The organism is Cupriavidus sp. 01L45 (assembly GCF_056399885.1).
On the sequence record NZ_JBFTSG010000045.1, the window covers coordinates 62461 to 77524 of the forward strand.

The 15064-nt window shown below is 65.2% G+C and carries 12 protein-coding genes; 7 read left to right on the forward strand and 5 right to left on the reverse strand.

The window, feature by feature from the left end; all coding sequences use genetic code 11:
- Positions 1-26: 26 nt before the first annotated feature.
- The 5 genes from AC1DT6_RS27505 to AC1DT6_RS27525 are packed head-to-tail and all read right to left on the reverse strand — an operon-like array spanning position 27 to position 6064.
- On the reverse strand, positions 27-1229 hold the full coding sequence (locus AC1DT6_RS27505) for an acetyl-CoA C-acyltransferase (protein WP_441625085.1): 1203 nt from the start codon (positions 1227-1229) through the stop codon (positions 27-29).
- A 58-nt stretch (positions 1230-1287) separates the two neighbouring features.
- On the reverse strand, positions 1288-3045 hold the full coding sequence (locus tag AC1DT6_RS27510; RefSeq protein WP_441625087.1) for a long-chain-fatty-acid--CoA ligase: 1758 nt from the start codon (positions 3043-3045) through the stop codon (positions 1288-1290).
- 51 nt (positions 3046-3096) lie between these two features.
- On the reverse strand, positions 3097-4461 hold the full coding sequence (locus tag AC1DT6_RS27515; RefSeq protein WP_441625088.1) for an MFS transporter: 1365 nt from the start codon (positions 4459-4461) through the stop codon (positions 3097-3099).
- A complete protein-coding gene (locus AC1DT6_RS27520) occupies positions 4458-5132 on the reverse strand; it encodes an alpha/beta fold hydrolase (protein WP_441625090.1) in 675 nt (224 codons plus the stop codon). The genes AC1DT6_RS27515 and AC1DT6_RS27520 overlap by 4 nt, the downstream gene beginning before the upstream one ends.
- The gene (locus AC1DT6_RS27525; RefSeq protein WP_441625092.1) at positions 5129-6064 is read right to left on the reverse strand and encodes an alpha/beta fold hydrolase; all 936 of its coding nucleotides are present in this window, start codon (positions 6062-6064) and stop codon (positions 5129-5131) included. The genes AC1DT6_RS27520 and AC1DT6_RS27525 overlap by 4 nt, the downstream gene beginning before the upstream one ends.
- Positions 6065-6339: 275 nt before the next feature.
- Here AC1DT6_RS27525 and AC1DT6_RS27530 point away from each other — a divergent pair, with 275 nt between their 5' ends.
- The 7 genes from AC1DT6_RS27530 (at position 6340) to AC1DT6_RS27560 (ending at position 14880) form a co-directional block, all read left to right on the forward strand.
- On the forward strand, positions 6340-7524 hold the full coding sequence (locus AC1DT6_RS27530; protein ID WP_441625094.1) for an acyl-CoA dehydrogenase family protein: 1185 nt from the start codon (positions 6340-6342) through the stop codon (positions 7522-7524).
- Positions 7525-7556: 32 nt separating this feature from the next.
- Positions 7557-8696: an acyl-CoA dehydrogenase family protein gene (locus tag AC1DT6_RS27535; protein ID WP_441625096.1), complete on the forward strand. Its 1140-nt coding sequence runs from the start codon at positions 7557-7559 to the stop codon at positions 8694-8696.
- A 401-nt stretch (positions 8697-9097) separates the two neighbouring features.
- Positions 9098-10054 (forward strand): ABC transporter permease, encoded by a 957-nt coding sequence (locus AC1DT6_RS27540; protein WP_477102237.1) that lies wholly within the window; start codon positions 9098-9100, stop codon positions 10052-10054.
- 56 nt (positions 10055-10110) lie between these two features.
- Positions 10111-10980: an ABC transporter permease gene (locus AC1DT6_RS27545; protein WP_045235745.1), complete on the forward strand. Its 870-nt coding sequence runs from the start codon at positions 10111-10113 to the stop codon at positions 10978-10980.
- Between the two features lie 102 nt (positions 10981-11082).
- Positions 11083-12786 carry an ABC transporter substrate-binding protein gene (locus AC1DT6_RS27550; RefSeq protein WP_441625100.1) on the forward strand — a complete coding sequence of 568 codons (1704 nt, stop codon included), beginning with the start codon at positions 11083-11085 and terminating at the stop codon, positions 12784-12786.
- Between the two features lie 98 nt (positions 12787-12884).
- On the forward strand, positions 12885-13862 hold the full coding sequence (locus AC1DT6_RS27555) for an ABC transporter ATP-binding protein (RefSeq protein WP_441625102.1): 978 nt from the start codon (positions 12885-12887) through the stop codon (positions 13860-13862).
- Positions 13852-14880, forward strand: a complete 1029-nt coding sequence (locus AC1DT6_RS27560; protein WP_441625304.1) for an ABC transporter ATP-binding protein — start codon at positions 13852-13854, stop codon at positions 14878-14880. The genes AC1DT6_RS27555 and AC1DT6_RS27560 overlap by 11 nt, the downstream gene beginning before the upstream one ends.
- Positions 14881-15064: the final 184 nt, after the last annotated feature.

Below are 15064 nucleotides of genomic sequence, written 5' to 3' on the forward strand. Positions count from 1 at the left end.
CTTGATACCGGTGGCTACCGCCGTCCCTAGAAGATTTCGAACAGGCCGGCGGCGCCCATGCCGCCGCCGATGCACATCGTCACCACGCCGAACTTCGCGCCGCGGCGCTTGCCTTCCAGCAGCAGGTGGCCGCTCATGCGCGCGCCGGACATGCCATAGGGATGGCCGATGGAGATCGCGCCGCCCGATACGTTCAGGCGCTCGTCCGGAATGCCAAGCGTATCGCGGATATGCAGTACCTGGCTGGCAAAGGCTTCGTTCAGTTCCCAGATGCCGATGTCGCCCATGGACAGGCCGTGCTGTTTGAGCAGCTTGGGGATCGCGAAGACCGGGCCAATGCCCATCTCGTCCGGATCGCAGCCGGCCACGGCCATGCCGCGATAGGCGCCCAGCGGCTGCAGGCCACGGCGTTCCGCTTCCTTCGCTTCCATCAGCACCATGGCCGATGCGCCGTCGGACAGCTGCGACGCGTTGCCGGCGGTGATAAATGCGCCTTCCGCGACGCGCTGCCCGTTCTTGAACACGGGCTTGAGCGCCTGCAGGTCGGCCAGCGTGGTACCTGGGCGATTGCCTTCATCCCTGGCGAGCGTGACCTGCTTCTCGCTGACCGCGCCGGTCGCCTTGTCCGTGACCAGCATCGTCGCCGTCATCGGCACGATCTCGGCGTCGAAGCGGCCGGCTTCCTGGGCTGCGGCCGTGCGTTGCTGCGATTGCAGGGAATAGGCATCCTGGGCCTCCCGGCTTACGCCATAGCGTTGCGCCACGATCTCGGCGGTTTCCAGCATCGTCATGTAGATCTGCGGCAGCGTCTGGACCAGTTGCGGATCCTGCGCCCGGTAGCGATTGATCTTGTCGTTCTGCACCAGCGAGATCGATTCCAGCCCGCCGCCCACCGTCACCTGCATGCCGTCGACGATGATCTGCTTGGCCGCGGTGGCGATTGCCATCAGCCCGGATGCGCACTGCCGGTCCATCGACATGCCCGGCACGGTGACGGGAAGGCCGGCGCGCAACAGTGCCTGGCGCGCGATGTTGCCGCCCGTCGAGCCTTGCTGGACCGCGCAGCCCAGGACCACGTCGGCAACCTCGGCCGGGTCGATGCCGGCGCGCCGCACGGCATGCGAGATGGCGTGGGCGCCAAGCTCCTGCGCCTGGGTGTTGTTGAATGCGCCGCGATGGGCTTTGCCGATCGGCGTACGCGCGGTGGATACGATGACTGCTTCACGCATTTGAAGTCTCCTGTGCGTTGAGGTCTGGGAATGCATTATTTAATGCACTATTCAATGCTCATTCATGACGATGGGACACATCCCTGGCGATGGCGAGGAATCTCTCCAGGTCGTCGCGGATCTGCTTCTTGTTGTACTTGCCTACGCTGGTCTTCGGGATGTCCCGCGTGATGGCCACCAGCTTGGGCAACATCCACCTGGTGATCTTTCCGGTAGCAACGCCATGCACCTTCAGGAACTCGATGACGCTGTCCTCGGTGGCCTCGTAGCCCGCGCGCACGCTGACCAGCGCCATGGGCTTCTCGCCCCATAGCGGATCGGGCACGCCGACCACCGTGGCCTCGTGGACGAAGTCCGCCATCGCGATCAGGTTTTCCAGCAGCACCGTGGGCACCATCTCCGCGCCGCTGCGGATCACGTCCTTCATGCGGTCGGCGATGGTGATATAGCCTTCGGCATCCACCTTGGCGATGTCGCCGGTGTGCAGCCAGCCGTTCTGCCAGAGCTCGGCGCTCTTCTCGGGATTGCGGTAGTACTGCTCGGTCGTCCAGGGCGCGCGCACGACGATCTCGCCGACGGTCTGGTCGTCCTGCGGCACCGGCTTGCCTTGTTCGTCCACGACCTCCACCTCCACGCCGAGGATCGGCAGGCCGGACTTGACGAGCACGGCATCGGTCTCGTCGCGGTCCAGGTGGAGCATGGTCTTCTTGATGAACGAGCCGACGATGGTGGGCGCGGTCTCCGTCATGCCGTAGCCGGAGCTCATGCGGAAGGTGGGGATCAGGGCTTCCAGCTTGCGCTTGAGTCCGAGCGGCAGCGCGCCGCCGCCAACGCTGACGCGCACCAGGCTGCTGAGGTCGTATTTGCCGAGGTCGGGATACTCGAGCAGCATGGCCGCGATGGTCGCGACAATGCCGACCGAAGTCACTTTCTCGCGTTCCACCAGCTCGCAGAAGCCCTGCACGGTGAAGGTGCCGTGCAGCACGATCTTCTGCGCGCTGTAGACCGCGACGAACGGCTGGCCCCAGCCGTGGATGTGGAACATCGGCGTGTTCAGCAGCGGCACCGCGCCTTCGCCCAGGCGCGTGCCCAGGCCATCGGCGATATCGTGGTCCGGCGTGTTGCCGATGGCGAGCTGCGCCATCATGTGGATCGTCAGCAGGTACAACTGGCGGTGCGTAAACGTCGCGCCTTTCGGCTGTCCGGTGGTGCCGGTGGTATAGCACAGCGTGGCGTTGACGTCCTCGTGCAGCGCGGGCCAGTCGAAGGTATCGGCCTGGCGGGCGAGCAGCGTCTCGTACTGGATGATGCCGGGGATCCGTGTCTGCGGCAGCCCCGGCTTGTCCGACATATAGACCACCGTCTCGACTACGTCCCGGATCTGGTCGTAGATGCCCTCCAGCAAGGGCATCAGCGTGTCGTCGACAAAGAGGATCTTGTCGCCCGCGTGCCGGATCGTGTAGATGATGTGCTGCGGCGAGAGCCGGACATTGATCGGGTGCAGCGTGGCACCGATGCCCGTCACGCCGTAGTACAGCTCCAGGTGGCGATGCGTGTTGAGCGCCATCGTTGCGATGCGGTCGCCGGGCTCGCCGGGCGTGCCGGCCCGCGCCTTCAGTTCGCCGCTCAGTCCGTTGGCAAGCTGTGCCACGCGGCGGTACCACTGCATCCAGGTAAAGCGGAAGTACTCCCCGGTGGCCGGGTTGCGGTAGACAACGCCGGTTTCGTTGGGGTACATCCGCACCGGCCGCTTCATGATGGTCGTGAGCAGAAGCGGGTAGTGGGTGCTGAACTCCGGATAGGTTCTGAATTCCATCTTGTCTCCTGGCGATCTCTGCGATCCTGGTGATCCTGAGGCGATATCCCGCTACACACTCCCCTCGCGCGCGGGCCGCGGCCGGCGGCGCGGCTCTTCCACCCGCAGGGCAAGCGCGAAAGCAATGCCCATGACGGCGATGGCGGCAACGAATACGAGCGAGAAGCGCACGCCCTGTGCCAGCAGCCCGCCGAGGACCGGGCCGCATGCCATCATGGTGTAGGTGGCGGTGTCGGAGACGGCCAGCAGCATGGGGCGGTCGCGCCGGTTGCCGAACTCCAGGGCGAAATTGTCCGCGGACAGGAAGTAGCCACCGAAGCCCGCGCCCAGTCCGCAGAAAACCAGCAGGAATGCGCCCAGCCCATCACAGAGCAGCAGCGCGGCGGTCGACACGGCCCAGAGGCCGATGCTGCCCAGGAAAACCAGGCGATAGCCGTAGCGGTCGGCGATGCGGCCCCAGGCGAGGTTGCTGGTGGTCTGCGCCAGCAGATAGGCAATGCTCAGGTAGCCCAGCGTGGCGCCGGACAGCGGGAGGTGGCTGCCGACGTAGATGGCGTAGAACGGCACCGCCATCATGCTGAACGCCACCAGCGCCCGGGCGACGAAGAAGCGCACATAGTGCTTGTCCGCGCGCAACAGGGCAGGAACTTCGCGGATGCGCTGGCGAAAGCCGGACTGCGACCGTACATCGTGCAATACCGGCTCGCGCATCCGCGTCAGCGCGGAGATGCCCAGGCTGGTGAGGACGAACGCCGCCAGGAAGGTGGTGGCATAGCCATTGCCGAACACATTGCCGCCAACGAGGAAGCGCCCGCCGAGATAAGCCACCGCCGCCGCGATCAGGCCGCCGAGGAAATTGCGGAGCGCGCTCAGCATGCCCCGGCGCTCCAGCGGGATGATCTTCGAGGTCAGGTAATTGAAGGTGACGTTCTGGACGCCGTTGAACAGGCCGAACAGCAGCAGGAACACGGCGGCGGCCGTCAGCGCGCCGTCACCGGACAGCAGGAAGGCGGACAGGCCCAGGCCGAGGATCTGCAGGCGGACCAGCCATCCCACCAGGTAGATCAGTGGCATCACGCGCTGGCGATGCTCGATCTGCGTCGCGCCCCAGATGGAGGACATCGCCATGCCCGCGTACTGCGCGGACAGCACGCATCCCACCACCAGCTTGGAGCCGGACAGCAGGTAGATGTACGCCGGCACGAAGGTGGGGGCGGTCACCAGCCGGAATCCGGTCATGCCCAGCATGCCGTGGATCAGGTAGGCCTGGGCGTTGCGCGGCAGGTGCTGTTGCACGTGGGTGCGGAAATGGTGTTCCGCCAGTTCATGCTGCGCGCCGGGGGTGTGCGTTTCATGCAGGGCCGCTCCGGCGCCTACGGCCACCGGCACGGCTTCCGACGCGCATTCCGCTTTCATGCCGGCGAGCCTCCACGCGTGGCCGCCAGCGATGCATATCGATGTAGCGCCTGGTCCAGTTCCACCGGCTCCAGCGAAAGCAGCTCGGTCACCGCCTTCAGCCAGTCCGGGCGCTCACGGGTACAGACCGAGATCGGCTGCGGCGTCTCCGAGTGTTGCGACGCCAGCATCGCGTAGTTGGCGGCATAGCTGGGCGGGCGCACGTCGGTGGCCAGGTCGGCAATGGCGTAAGGGTCTGGCGGACCGGTTCGCGTGGTGTCGACCACCGGGATATACGGATTGCGCGCGGCGGTGCCGCCACCGGCAAGCCCGGGACCGTCGCGCAGGATGGCGCCGCGCACCTGGTCCGGCCGCGCGCCGGCGAGCAGCAAGGCGATATAGCCGCCGAGACCGCGTCCGGCCACGGTCGACGGGCCCAGGTGCTCCAGTGCGATATCCGCGTCCGCCATCAGGAACTCGCAACTGTAGCCGCCGCCACGCGGTATGTCTGACAGCCCGTGGCCCGTGAAATCCAGCGCGTGTACCGGGCCGGGCCATGCCGCGTACTCCGGCGGCAGAGCCTGCGGTGCGCGTTCGCCCAGTCCGTGCAGCAGCAGCAGCGCGGGACCGCTGCCGGACTTGAGCGGATGCAGGGCGAGGCGCAGGCGGTTGTGGCGCAGGTAGACGGTCATGAGCGTAGAAAGCGCAGGATGAGGTCCGCGGTCTCGCGCGGTTGCTCGATATGGATGAAGTGCCCGGTGTCGCGCATCACATGGACCTGGGTCGTGGGCGGGAAATACGGCGCCAGGTCGGCGGCGGTGGCGTCCCATCCCATGGGTTCGCGTTCGGTGCCGAAAATGGCCAGCATGGGAATGGGGAAGCCGGGCAGGCGGTCGGTCATCCAGCGCGCCCGCATGGGGCCGAAGCCGGAGGCGCCGATCACGGGGTCGAGCTTCCAGCGCCAGCCGTCCGCATCCTGCCGCGCGCCCAGCGATGCCAGGTAGCGCAGCCATGCCAGGCTCAGCCGCGGATTCATCCGGGCACGCCGTTGCGCCAGTTCCTCCAACGTGCCGGGCTTACGCAGGAGGCTTGCGCTCTGCCTGCGCGTATCGAGCCAGCGGGTGATGATGGGCGCGGTCATCGACTTCTTCTCGCGCACGGCGCTGTCCGCGTGCGGGTTGCGGAAGGGCAGGCCGTCGATGGCCACGAAGCGGGTGAAGCGATGCGGCAGCGCCTGGATCGCGTGCACCAGCAAGGAGCCGCCCTTGCTGTGTCCGATCGCGATCAGCGGCTCGCGTGTGACCGAGTCGGCCACGGCAAGCAGGTCTCGCTCGTCGGCAACCCAGCTATACAGGTCGGCATGCTCGGAATCTCCGTGGCCGCGCTGGTCGTAGGACACCACGCGGTAGCCGCCATCGGCCAGCAGCGGCGCGAAGGCGTCGAAGGTCCGCGCGAAATCCAGGGCGCCATGCACCAGCAGGATGGGCGTGGCGTCGGGCTCGCCCCATTCATGGACAGCGATGCGGATGCCGTCGGCATTGACGGCGCGCGTGCGGTCCGGTGCGCGGGTGCCAGGGAAGGCCGGGACGGCACAGCGCGCCGCGCCGATGGCTTCACCCTCCATTGTTGTCTCCTCGTTACGCGCCACGGAAAAGGCCAGTGTGTTGCTTTTGGCGGTTTCGTGTTTGCGGTATGTTTTTTGGGAATCCTATCACACTGTCTGTGAATACTAGTGCGGCCGTTTTTTGCGTCACGTGGCAGGGGAGGCCGGACACTCCCTCCATTTTAGGAAATGGAGTATTGACGTTGCCGGGATTGACTTATATAACCAGCTAAGCCGGTATGCATGGAACGCCAGGCAGGATGTAGCAAGCCAGAATATAAAAAAAGGAGACAAGCGTGGATGACCTGGAAACCTTCCGGCAGGAGGTACGTGCCTGGCTGGAAGCGCAATGCCCGTCCGAGATGCGGCAGCCGGTACGCAACGAAGACGATATCTGCTGGGGCGGACGCAAGTTCCGCTTCCAGTCCGAAGCGCAGCGCCTCTGGCTCTCGCGCATGGGCGAGAAGGGCTGGACGGTGCCGGAGTGGCCGCGCGAGTACGGCGGCGGCGGCCTGTCCCGCGAGCAAGCCAAGGTGCTGCGCCAGGAGATGCAGGCGCTTGGTTGCCGGGTGCCGCTGCAAAGTTTCGGCATCTGGATGCTTGGCCCGGCGTTGCTGAAGTTCGGTACGGAGCAGCAAAAGCGGGAGCACCTCCCCAGGATCGCGCGTGGGGAAATTCGCTGGTGCCAGGGCTACTCGGAACCGAACGCCGGGTCGGACCTGGCCTCGCTGCAGACGCGCGCCGACGAGCGTGGCGATCACTTTGTCGTCAACGGCCAGAAGGTCTGGACCTCCTACGCCGACAAGGCGGACTGGATCTTCTGCCTGGTGCGTACCGATTTTGCGGCGCAGAAGCATACCGGCATCAGCTTCCTGTTGTTCGACATGGAGACGCCGGGCGTGTCGACGCGCCCGATCGTGCTGATCTCGGGCAAGTCGCCATTCTGCGAGACCTTTTTCGATGATGTCGTGGTGCCGCGCGGCAACCTGGTCGGCGAGCCGAACGGCGGCTGGACCATCGCCAAGTACCTGTTGACGCACGAGCGCGAAATGATCAGCGCCATCGGCAGCCGCGGGCAGCGCCCGCCGATGGGCAGGCTTGCCCGCGACACGCTGGGCCAGAACGAACGCGGCGAGGTCGATGCGCCGATGCTGCGCGCGCAGATCGCCACCTTCGAGATCGACGAGTTGGCCTTCGGGCTGGCGGGCGAGCGGGCGGTGGACCTCGCCAGGCAAGGCGAGGGCATCGCGGCGTTCTCCTCGGTGCTGAAGTACTACGGGGCCGAACTCAACAAGCGGCGCTATGAACTGCTGATGTCGATCGGCGGCAGCGAAGCGCTGGAATGGGAGAGCGAGCGCAGCCAGGATGGCGCCACCGCGCGCGGCTGGCTGCGCAGCAAAGCCAACTCGATCGAGGGCGGCACGAGCGAAGTGCAGCTCAATATTGTTGCCAAGCGCCTGCTTGGCTTGCCCGGCGCCTGACCCCGCCTGAACGCCACGCTTCGAAAACGACCATGGCCATCGTATTGAACCAGACCCAGGAGATGCTGCGGGACAGCGCCCTGGCATTCCTGCGCGAAAGCGCGCCGGTCGCGATGTTGCGCAAGCTGCGCGATACGCGCGACGAGACCGGCTTCTCGACCCAACTCTGGAAGGACTTCGCCGGACTGGGCTTTGCCGGCGTGCTGATCCCCGAGCAGTATGGCGGCAGCGAGCTTGGTGTGGTGGAGGCTGGCGTCCTCATGGAAGCGCTTGGCCGCACGCTGGCGCCCACGCCATTCTTCTCCACCGCCTTGCTTGGCGCATCGCTGATCTCACGGTGCGGCAGCGAAGCGCAAAAGGCGAAGCTGTTGCCAGCCATCGCCGCCGGCAAGCACCTGACGGCACTGGCGATCGACGAGAGCGCGGCGCACCGGCCGGAACGGCAGGCGCTGCGTGCGGCGCAGCAGGACGGTGGCTACGTGCTCAATGGCGCCAAGGTGTTCGTCATCGACGGGCATATCGCGGATACGCCGATCGTAGTGGGCCGCACTAGTGGCGACACGGCCGACCCGGATGGCATCACGCTCTTCCTGGTTCCGCGTGGCAGCGATGGCATCGACATCGAGCGTACCGTGATGGCGGATGCCCGCAATGCGGCCCGGGTTCGGTTCCGGGATGTTCGGGTCGACGCCGGCGCCGTGCTCGGCCAGGTGGGCGGCGGCGCGGCCATGCTCGACCAGGTCCTCGATATCGCGCGCGCCGCGCTGGCGTCGGAACTCGTCGGCATTGCCGACGAGGCGTTCGAACGTACCTTGCGGTACCTGAAGGAGCGCAGGCAGTTCGGCAAGATCATCGGTGAATTCCAGGCGCTGCAGCATCGCGCCGCCCACCTGTTCAGCGAAATCGAGATCACGCGCTCGGCGGTGTTGCGCAGCCAGCAGTTGCTCGACGAAAGCCCCGCCCAGCCTGTTGCCCTCGTATCGGCCGCCAAGGCGCGGGCCGGCAGCACGGCGACGCTTGCGGTGCAGGAAGGCGTGCAGATGCACGGTGGCATCGGCATGACCGACGAGTTCGAGATCGGCTTCTATATGAAGCGCGCTTGCGCCGCGCAAACACTGCTCGGCGATACCAACTTCCACGCGCATCGCTGGGCCACGCTGCGCGGCTACTGAGCGCCGCAGCGCACCATCCTGAAACCGTTTCGCAGGTCTTCCGCGCGCAGGCGCGGGGCCTGCGCTCGCCCTCGCTCCTGCGCTGGCGGGTTTGCATTGCACAACGTGCGCGCCGCGAACGCGGACCCTAGGTAAATCCACTAGACATTCAAGGGCGAGTTCGGTTGTCACGAATTAGAACTCTGGGTATGCTAAGTACGCTATCTGCATAAACAGCAGTCCGGTGGAAAATCGTCGTGCGGATTCTCTATTTCTGGTTGTAGTTCGCTTTATTTGAGCGTAAAGCGATTCCGGCGTGCGGCACGGGTCAGCCACATGAAGCACCGAACAGGAGATGCTATGGTCGGGGCGGCAAGAATTATCGTATCTACGGTATCTTTCTTCGAAGCGGGCGCCACGCTATGAGCGCCTACATCCTGCGCCGCTTGCTGGCGCTGCTGCCGACGCTGCTGTTCGCCAGCCTGATCGTCTTCGTGATCGTGCGCATGGTGCCGGGCGATGTGGTTGACCTGATGCTGAGCCAGAACGACATCAGCGCCGATGCAAAAAGCCGCGACGACCTGATCCGCGCGCTCGGGCTGGACCAGCCGATGTGGCGCCAGTACCTGCACTGGGTCGGCAGCATCGCGCTGCACGGCGACCTGGGCCAGTCGCTGTGGCAGGGCGAGCCGGTGCTGAAGATGGTGGTGGCGCGCATGCCTGCGACGTTTTCGCTCGGCGCGCTGGCCTTGTTCGTGGCGCTGTCGGTAGCGTTGCCCGTCGGCGTGCTGTCGGCCATCCGGCAGGACACCGCGGCCGACTACGTGGCGCGCTCCTTCTCCATCCTGATGCTCGCGGTGCCGAGCTTCTGGCTGGGCACGATGGTCATGGTGTTTCCCTCGGTGTGGTGGGGCTGGTCGCCGGAGGTACGCTACGTCCCCTTCCTTGAAGATCCGCTCCAGCACATCAGCAACATGCTGGTGCCCGCCATCATCCTCGGCATGGCGCTGTCCGCCATCACCATGCGGATGACGCGCACGATGATGCTGGAGGTGCTGCGGCAGGACTACATCCGCACGGCATGGGCCAAGGGACTGAACGAACGCCTGGTGATCCTGCGCCATGCGCTGCGCAACGCGCTGATCCCGGTGGTGACGCTTATCGGCCTGCAAGCGCCGCTGCTGATCGGCGGCGCGGTGGTGATCGAGCAGATTTTCGCGCTGCCGGGCATGGGATTGCTGTTGCTGGACGCGGTCAACCAGCGGGACTATCCCGTCATCACCGGTGTGTTCCTGGTGGTCGGCGTGGCAGTCATGCTTATCAACCTGCTCGTGGACCTGAGCTACGGGCTGTTCGATCCGAAAGTGAGGCATCGCTGATGGCCCGTCCAATCGCAAACGCCCCCGCAATCCAGGCGGTGCAACCGCCGCGGGAGATGTCCGGCACGGGTTGGGCTGTCGCTGCCCTTGCCCTGGTGAAGCGCCTTTTCCGGGAGAAGCCGCTGGGCGCCGCCGGCGCGGTGATCTGCCTGATTTTCCTGTTCTGCGGCGTCTTCGCCGACTGGCTGGCGCCATATGGCGTCAACGAGATCAGCATGATGAAGCGGCTGCAGCCACCGTCGTGGGCGCATCCCTTCGGCACCGACAACCTCGGGCGCGACATGCTGTCGCGCTGCCTGTACGGGGCGCAGCTTTCCGTGATCATCGGGCTGTCGGCCGCCACGCTGGCCACAGCGGTGTCGGTGGTGATCGGCATCCTGTCGGGCTACCTTGGCGGCAAATTCGACCTGATCGTGCAGCGCATGGTGGATGCGTGGATGAGTTTTCCGGACCTGGTGATCCTGATCGTGGTGGTGTCCGTGCTCGGCCCGGGCAGCTGGCAGATCATCGGCACGCTTGGCCTGTTGCTGGGCGTCGGCGGATCGCGCATCATCCGCAGCGCGGTGGTCTCTGTACGCGAGAACATGTACGTCCACGCCGCGCAGTCCATGGGCGCTTCCACCGGCCGCATCCTGTGGCGCCATATCCTGCCCAACGTGCTGCCGCCCATCATCGTGCTGTTCACCACGCGCGTGGGCACGGCCATCCTGGCCGAGTCCGGACTGTCCTTCCTCGGGCTCGGCGTGCCGCCGCCGGCGCCGACCTGGGGCGGCATGCTCTCCGGCAACGGCCGTACCTTCATGTTCCAGGGGCCCTGGCTGGCGCTGGCCCCCGGCATCTGCCTCACCGTGGTCGTCTATGCCATCAACGTCTATGGCGACGCACTGCGCGACCTGCTCGATCCGCGCATGCGCGGCACGCGGTAACGCGATACCAGAGGCCGGCGCCATGACGCCGGCCCGGGAGGATCCAGGGGCGCGGGCGCATCGCTTGCGTCGCGACTTGACGGGCGCAACTAGGAGACAACGATGGAGGGACGCGGTTTGAAAAGAACAATAGTCTCGGTGGCAACGGGCGTGGCACTGGCGCTGTCCGCCGGCGTGGCCAGTGCGCAGGCCGAAGCGCCGAAATACGGCGGCAATCTCGAAATCGGCTCGATGTATCCGACCATCTCGGCCTTGTCCTGGGACCTGGCAGACTGGAACTGGAAGCAGAACTACGATACCGGGCAGGTCTACGAGCAGCTCTTCGTGGCCGATCTTTCCAAGTCCAGGCGCAACGGCGGCAAATATGCCTTCCAGGCGGACGCCTGGCTGCCGGAGGATGCGATCCGCGGCGAGCTTGCCGAGAGCTGGAAGTGGGTCGATCCGCTGACGCTGGAAGTCAGGCTGCGCAAGGGCGTCAAGTTTCCCGCCAAGGCCGGCGTGATGGAAGAGCGCGAGCTGGTGGCCGACGACGTGGTCTTCAGCTATACCCGGATGAACAGCAGCGCCAAGAAGATCCCGACCTACTACGACCACCTCACCAAGGTCGAGGCGACCGACAAGTACACCGTGGTATTCCGCTTCAAGGAATACAACGCCGAATGGGATTACCGCTTTGGCTGGGGCTACTACTCCGGCATCATGCCCAAGGAAGTGGCGGCCGCCGGCGCTGGCAACTGGAAGAATGTGAACGGCAGCGGGCCCTTCCTGCTGAGCAACTTCGTGCAGGGCACTTCCAGCACCTATACCAAGAACGCGCAATACTGGGACAGCGACAAGATCGGCGGCAAGGACTACAAGCTGCCCTTCGTCGACAAGGTGGTACTGCGCACGGTCAAGGACGAGTCCACCCGCAACACCATGCTGCGCACCGGCAAGCTCGACGTGCTGGAGTATGTCCGCTGGACCGCTGTCGATGAACTCAAGAAGAGCGCGCCGGCGCTCAAGTGGTCGCGCTGGTTGTCGACCAATGGCCAGTACGTGGCGCTGCGCGTCGACACCAAGCCGTTCAACGACGTCCGGGTGCGGCGCGCGCTGAACATGGCGGTCAACAAGCAGGAGATCGTCAAGCAGTTCTACGGCGGCAATGCCGAACTGTTCGCCTATCCGCAGCATCCGGATTACGCAGGCTACTTCGAACCGCTGAGCGCCATGCCGGAACAGGTGAAGGAGCTGTTCACCTACAACCCGGACAAGGCACGCAAGCTGCTGGCGGAGGCGGGGTATGCGAAAGGCTTCACGTTCAAGGTGCAGGTATGCGCCTGCCAGCCCGAGCACCTGGAGCTGCTGCCGCTGATCGGAGCCTATCTCGAACAGGTCGGCGTGCGCATCGAGATCCAGCCGATGGAGTACGGCGCCTTCCTGTCGGCCATGACCACCAAGACCAATGCGCCCGGCTACCTGATGAGCAACGGGCATACCAACCCGACCACCACGATCCGCAAGAGCTTCGTGAAGGGCCAGGTGTGGAATGCTGCGCAGTGGGGCGATCCGAAGTACGAGCAGCGCGTGAACGAAGCCTTCCAGATGCGCGACCTCGGCCGCCGCCAGGAGGCATTGCGCGCGCTGACGCGGGACGTGCTGGCGGATGCGCCGTATATCTGGCTGCCGATCCCTTACCAGTACACCGCATGGTGGCCCTGGGTGAGGAACTACGACGCCGAACTGCGTGCGGGCGCGGTGCGTCCCGGCCCGATCTACGCGCGGATGTGGATCGACCAGGACATGAAGAAGAAGATGGGATTCTGAACCCGTGACGCGAACGCGCGGGCCGGAGCGCCCGGCCCGCGCAATACTGTCATTCAGGCAATTGGCCACTTTGCCACTTTGCCGCTCGGAGGAGGCGCATGACGCAGCCCATTCTGCAGGTGAACAAGCTGACTACGCGGTTCCGTACAGACCGCGGCGTGGTGACGGCGGTCGACCAGGTCTCGTTCGACGTGGCGCCGGGCGAGACGCTGGCTATCGTCGGCGAATCCGGCTCGGGAAAAAGCGTGACCGCGCTGTCGATCCTCGGGCTGATTCCCAGCCCGGCCGGGCGGATCGAAGCGGGCGAGATCCTGTTCGACGGACAAGACCTGCTGCGGCTCAGTCCGGCGCGCATGCGCGCGATTCGCGGCAACCGCATCGCCATGATCTTCCAGGAGCCGATGTCCTCGATGAATCCGGCGCTGACCGTGGGCAAGCAGATCGCCGAGCCGATGAACCTGCATCAGGGCATGCCGTGGAAGACCGCGCTCGGCATTGCCGGCGAGCTGCTCGGCAAGGTGCAGATCCCGGAAGCGGAAAGCCGGCTGGGCGCCTATCCGCACCAGTTCTCGGGCGGCATGCGCCAGCGCGCCATGATTGCCATGGCGCTGGCCTGCAAGCCGCAGTTGATCATCGCCGACGAGCCGACCACTGCGCTCGACGTCACGGTGCAGGCCCAGATTCTCGACTTGCTGAAGGATCTCGCCAGCAAGTCGGACACGGCGCTGATCCTGATCACGCACGACCTGGGCGTGGTGGCGCGCTATGCCGATCGCGTGGCCGTGATGTACGGCGGGCGCATGGTCGAGACCGCGAGCGCGCGGGAGCTGTATGGCCATCCGTCGCACCCGTACACGCGTGGCCTGATGGCCTCGGTGCCGCGCATTGACGGCGATACCCGTCAGCCGCTGGTGCCGATCGACGGCCAGCCGCCCGACCTGACCGCGCTGCCGCCCGGCTGTGCCTTCATGCCGCGCTGCAAGCTCGCCTCCGATCAATGCGCCCTGTCGCGCCCGGCGCTGCGCGCCGTTCGCCCGAACCACTACAAGGCATGCTTCCTCCATGATGCAGACTGAGACACAGGCGGCGTCTGCCGCGCCCCGGTATGGCGAGATTGGCGACGAGATCCTGCGCGTCGAGAACCTCAAGGTTCATTTCCCCGTGACCAAGGGCCTCTTCATCAAGCGTCAAGTGGGATCTGTGAAGGCCGTGGACGGCGTGTCGTTCACGCTCAGGCGTGGCGAGACGCTCGGCCTCGTTGGTGAAAGCGGCTGCGGAAAATCCACGACCGGGCTGGCCATCATCAAGATGCTCGCCGCCAGCGGCGGACGGATCGCCTTCGACGGGGACGACTTCTCCACCTTCAGCAAGGCGCAGGAAAAGAACTTCCGGCGCAGCGTGCAGATGGTCTACCAGGACCCGTTCGGATCGCTGAATCCGCGCATGAAGGTGCGCGATATCATCGGTGAGCCGTTGGAGGTGCATGGCATGGCGAGCGACAAGGCGCGTTATGGCGCGCGCATCGCGGAGCTGTTGCAGATGGTGGGGCTGTTGCCCTACATGGCGGACCGCTACCCGCACGAGTTTTCCGGGGGACAGCGCCAGCGCATCGGCATTGCCCGCGCTTTGGCCGTGGAGCCCAGCCTGATTGTCTGCGACGAGCCGGTCTCCGCGCTGGACGTGTCGATTCAGGCGCAGGTGGTCAATGTGTTCATGGAGTTGCAGCGGCGGCTTGGGTTGACCTATGTCTTTATTGCCCACGATCTCGCGGTGGTGCGGCACATCAGCGACAGGATTGCCGTGATGTATCTCGGGCGCATTGTGGAGATCGCCAGCCGTGACGAGCTATATGCGAATCCGCGGCATCCCTATACCAGGGCGTTGCTGTCCGCCGTGCCGGTGGCCAGTGTCGAGGCAGAGGAAAGGCGGGAGCGGATTGTGCTGAAAGGGGAGGTGCCGAGTCCGTTGAATCCGCCGTCGGGGTGCAGGTTTCATCCGCGCTGCGCGCAGGCTACTGAGCGGTGTAGGGTGGAGGATCCGGTGTTGAGGGAGAGGGGGGGTGGGCAGATGGTGGCTTGCCATTTGGAGGGGTAGGGTATTGTTTTTTGGTCTGAATTTTCTCTAAATTTGATTTGAGTTTGATTTTAATTTGGCGGTGTTGGTTATTGCACCCAAAGGAATACGACATCCCCCTGCGGGGGACGCCGGTCACTCTTCTTTGCTTCGGCAAAGAAGACTAACGAGAAGAAAGCCGACCCTGCCGGGGGCAGAGCAATCA

Bases quoted from the DNA above. Each gene is read 5' to 3' on its own strand.
- AC1DT6_RS27505 (WP_441625085.1), bottom strand. From the start codon at position 1,229: ATGCGTGAAGCAGTCATCGTATCCACCGCGCGTACGCCGATCGGCAAA.
- AC1DT6_RS27510 (WP_441625087.1), bottom strand. From the start codon at position 3,045: ATGGAATTCAGAACCTATCCGGAGTTCAGCACCCACTACCCGCTTCTG.
- AC1DT6_RS27515 (WP_441625088.1), bottom strand. From the start codon at position 4,461: ATGAAAGCGGAATGCGCGTCGGAAGCCGTGCCGGTGGCCGTAGGCGCC.
- AC1DT6_RS27520 (WP_441625090.1), bottom strand. From the start codon at position 5,132: ATGACCGTCTACCTGCGCCACAACCGCCTGCGCCTCGCCCTGCATCCG.
- AC1DT6_RS27525 (WP_441625092.1), bottom strand. From the start codon at position 6,064: ATGGAGGGTGAAGCCATCGGCGCGGCGCGCTGTGCCGTCCCGGCCTTC.
- AC1DT6_RS27535 (WP_441625096.1), top strand. From the start codon at position 7,557: ATGGCCATCGTATTGAACCAGACCCAGGAGATGCTGCGGGACAGCGCC.
- AC1DT6_RS27540 (WP_477102237.1), top strand. From the start codon at position 9,098: ATGAGCGCCTACATCCTGCGCCGCTTGCTGGCGCTGCTGCCGACGCTG.
- AC1DT6_RS27545 (WP_045235745.1), top strand. From the start codon at position 10,111: ATGTCCGGCACGGGTTGGGCTGTCGCTGCCCTTGCCCTGGTGAAGCGC.
- AC1DT6_RS27550 (WP_441625100.1), top strand. From the start codon at position 11,083: ATGGAGGGACGCGGTTTGAAAAGAACAATAGTCTCGGTGGCAACGGGC.
- AC1DT6_RS27555 (WP_441625102.1), top strand. From the start codon at position 12,885: ATGACGCAGCCCATTCTGCAGGTGAACAAGCTGACTACGCGGTTCCGT.
- AC1DT6_RS27560 (WP_441625304.1), top strand. From the start codon at position 13,852: ATGCAGACTGAGACACAGGCGGCGTCTGCCGCGCCCCGGTATGGCGAG.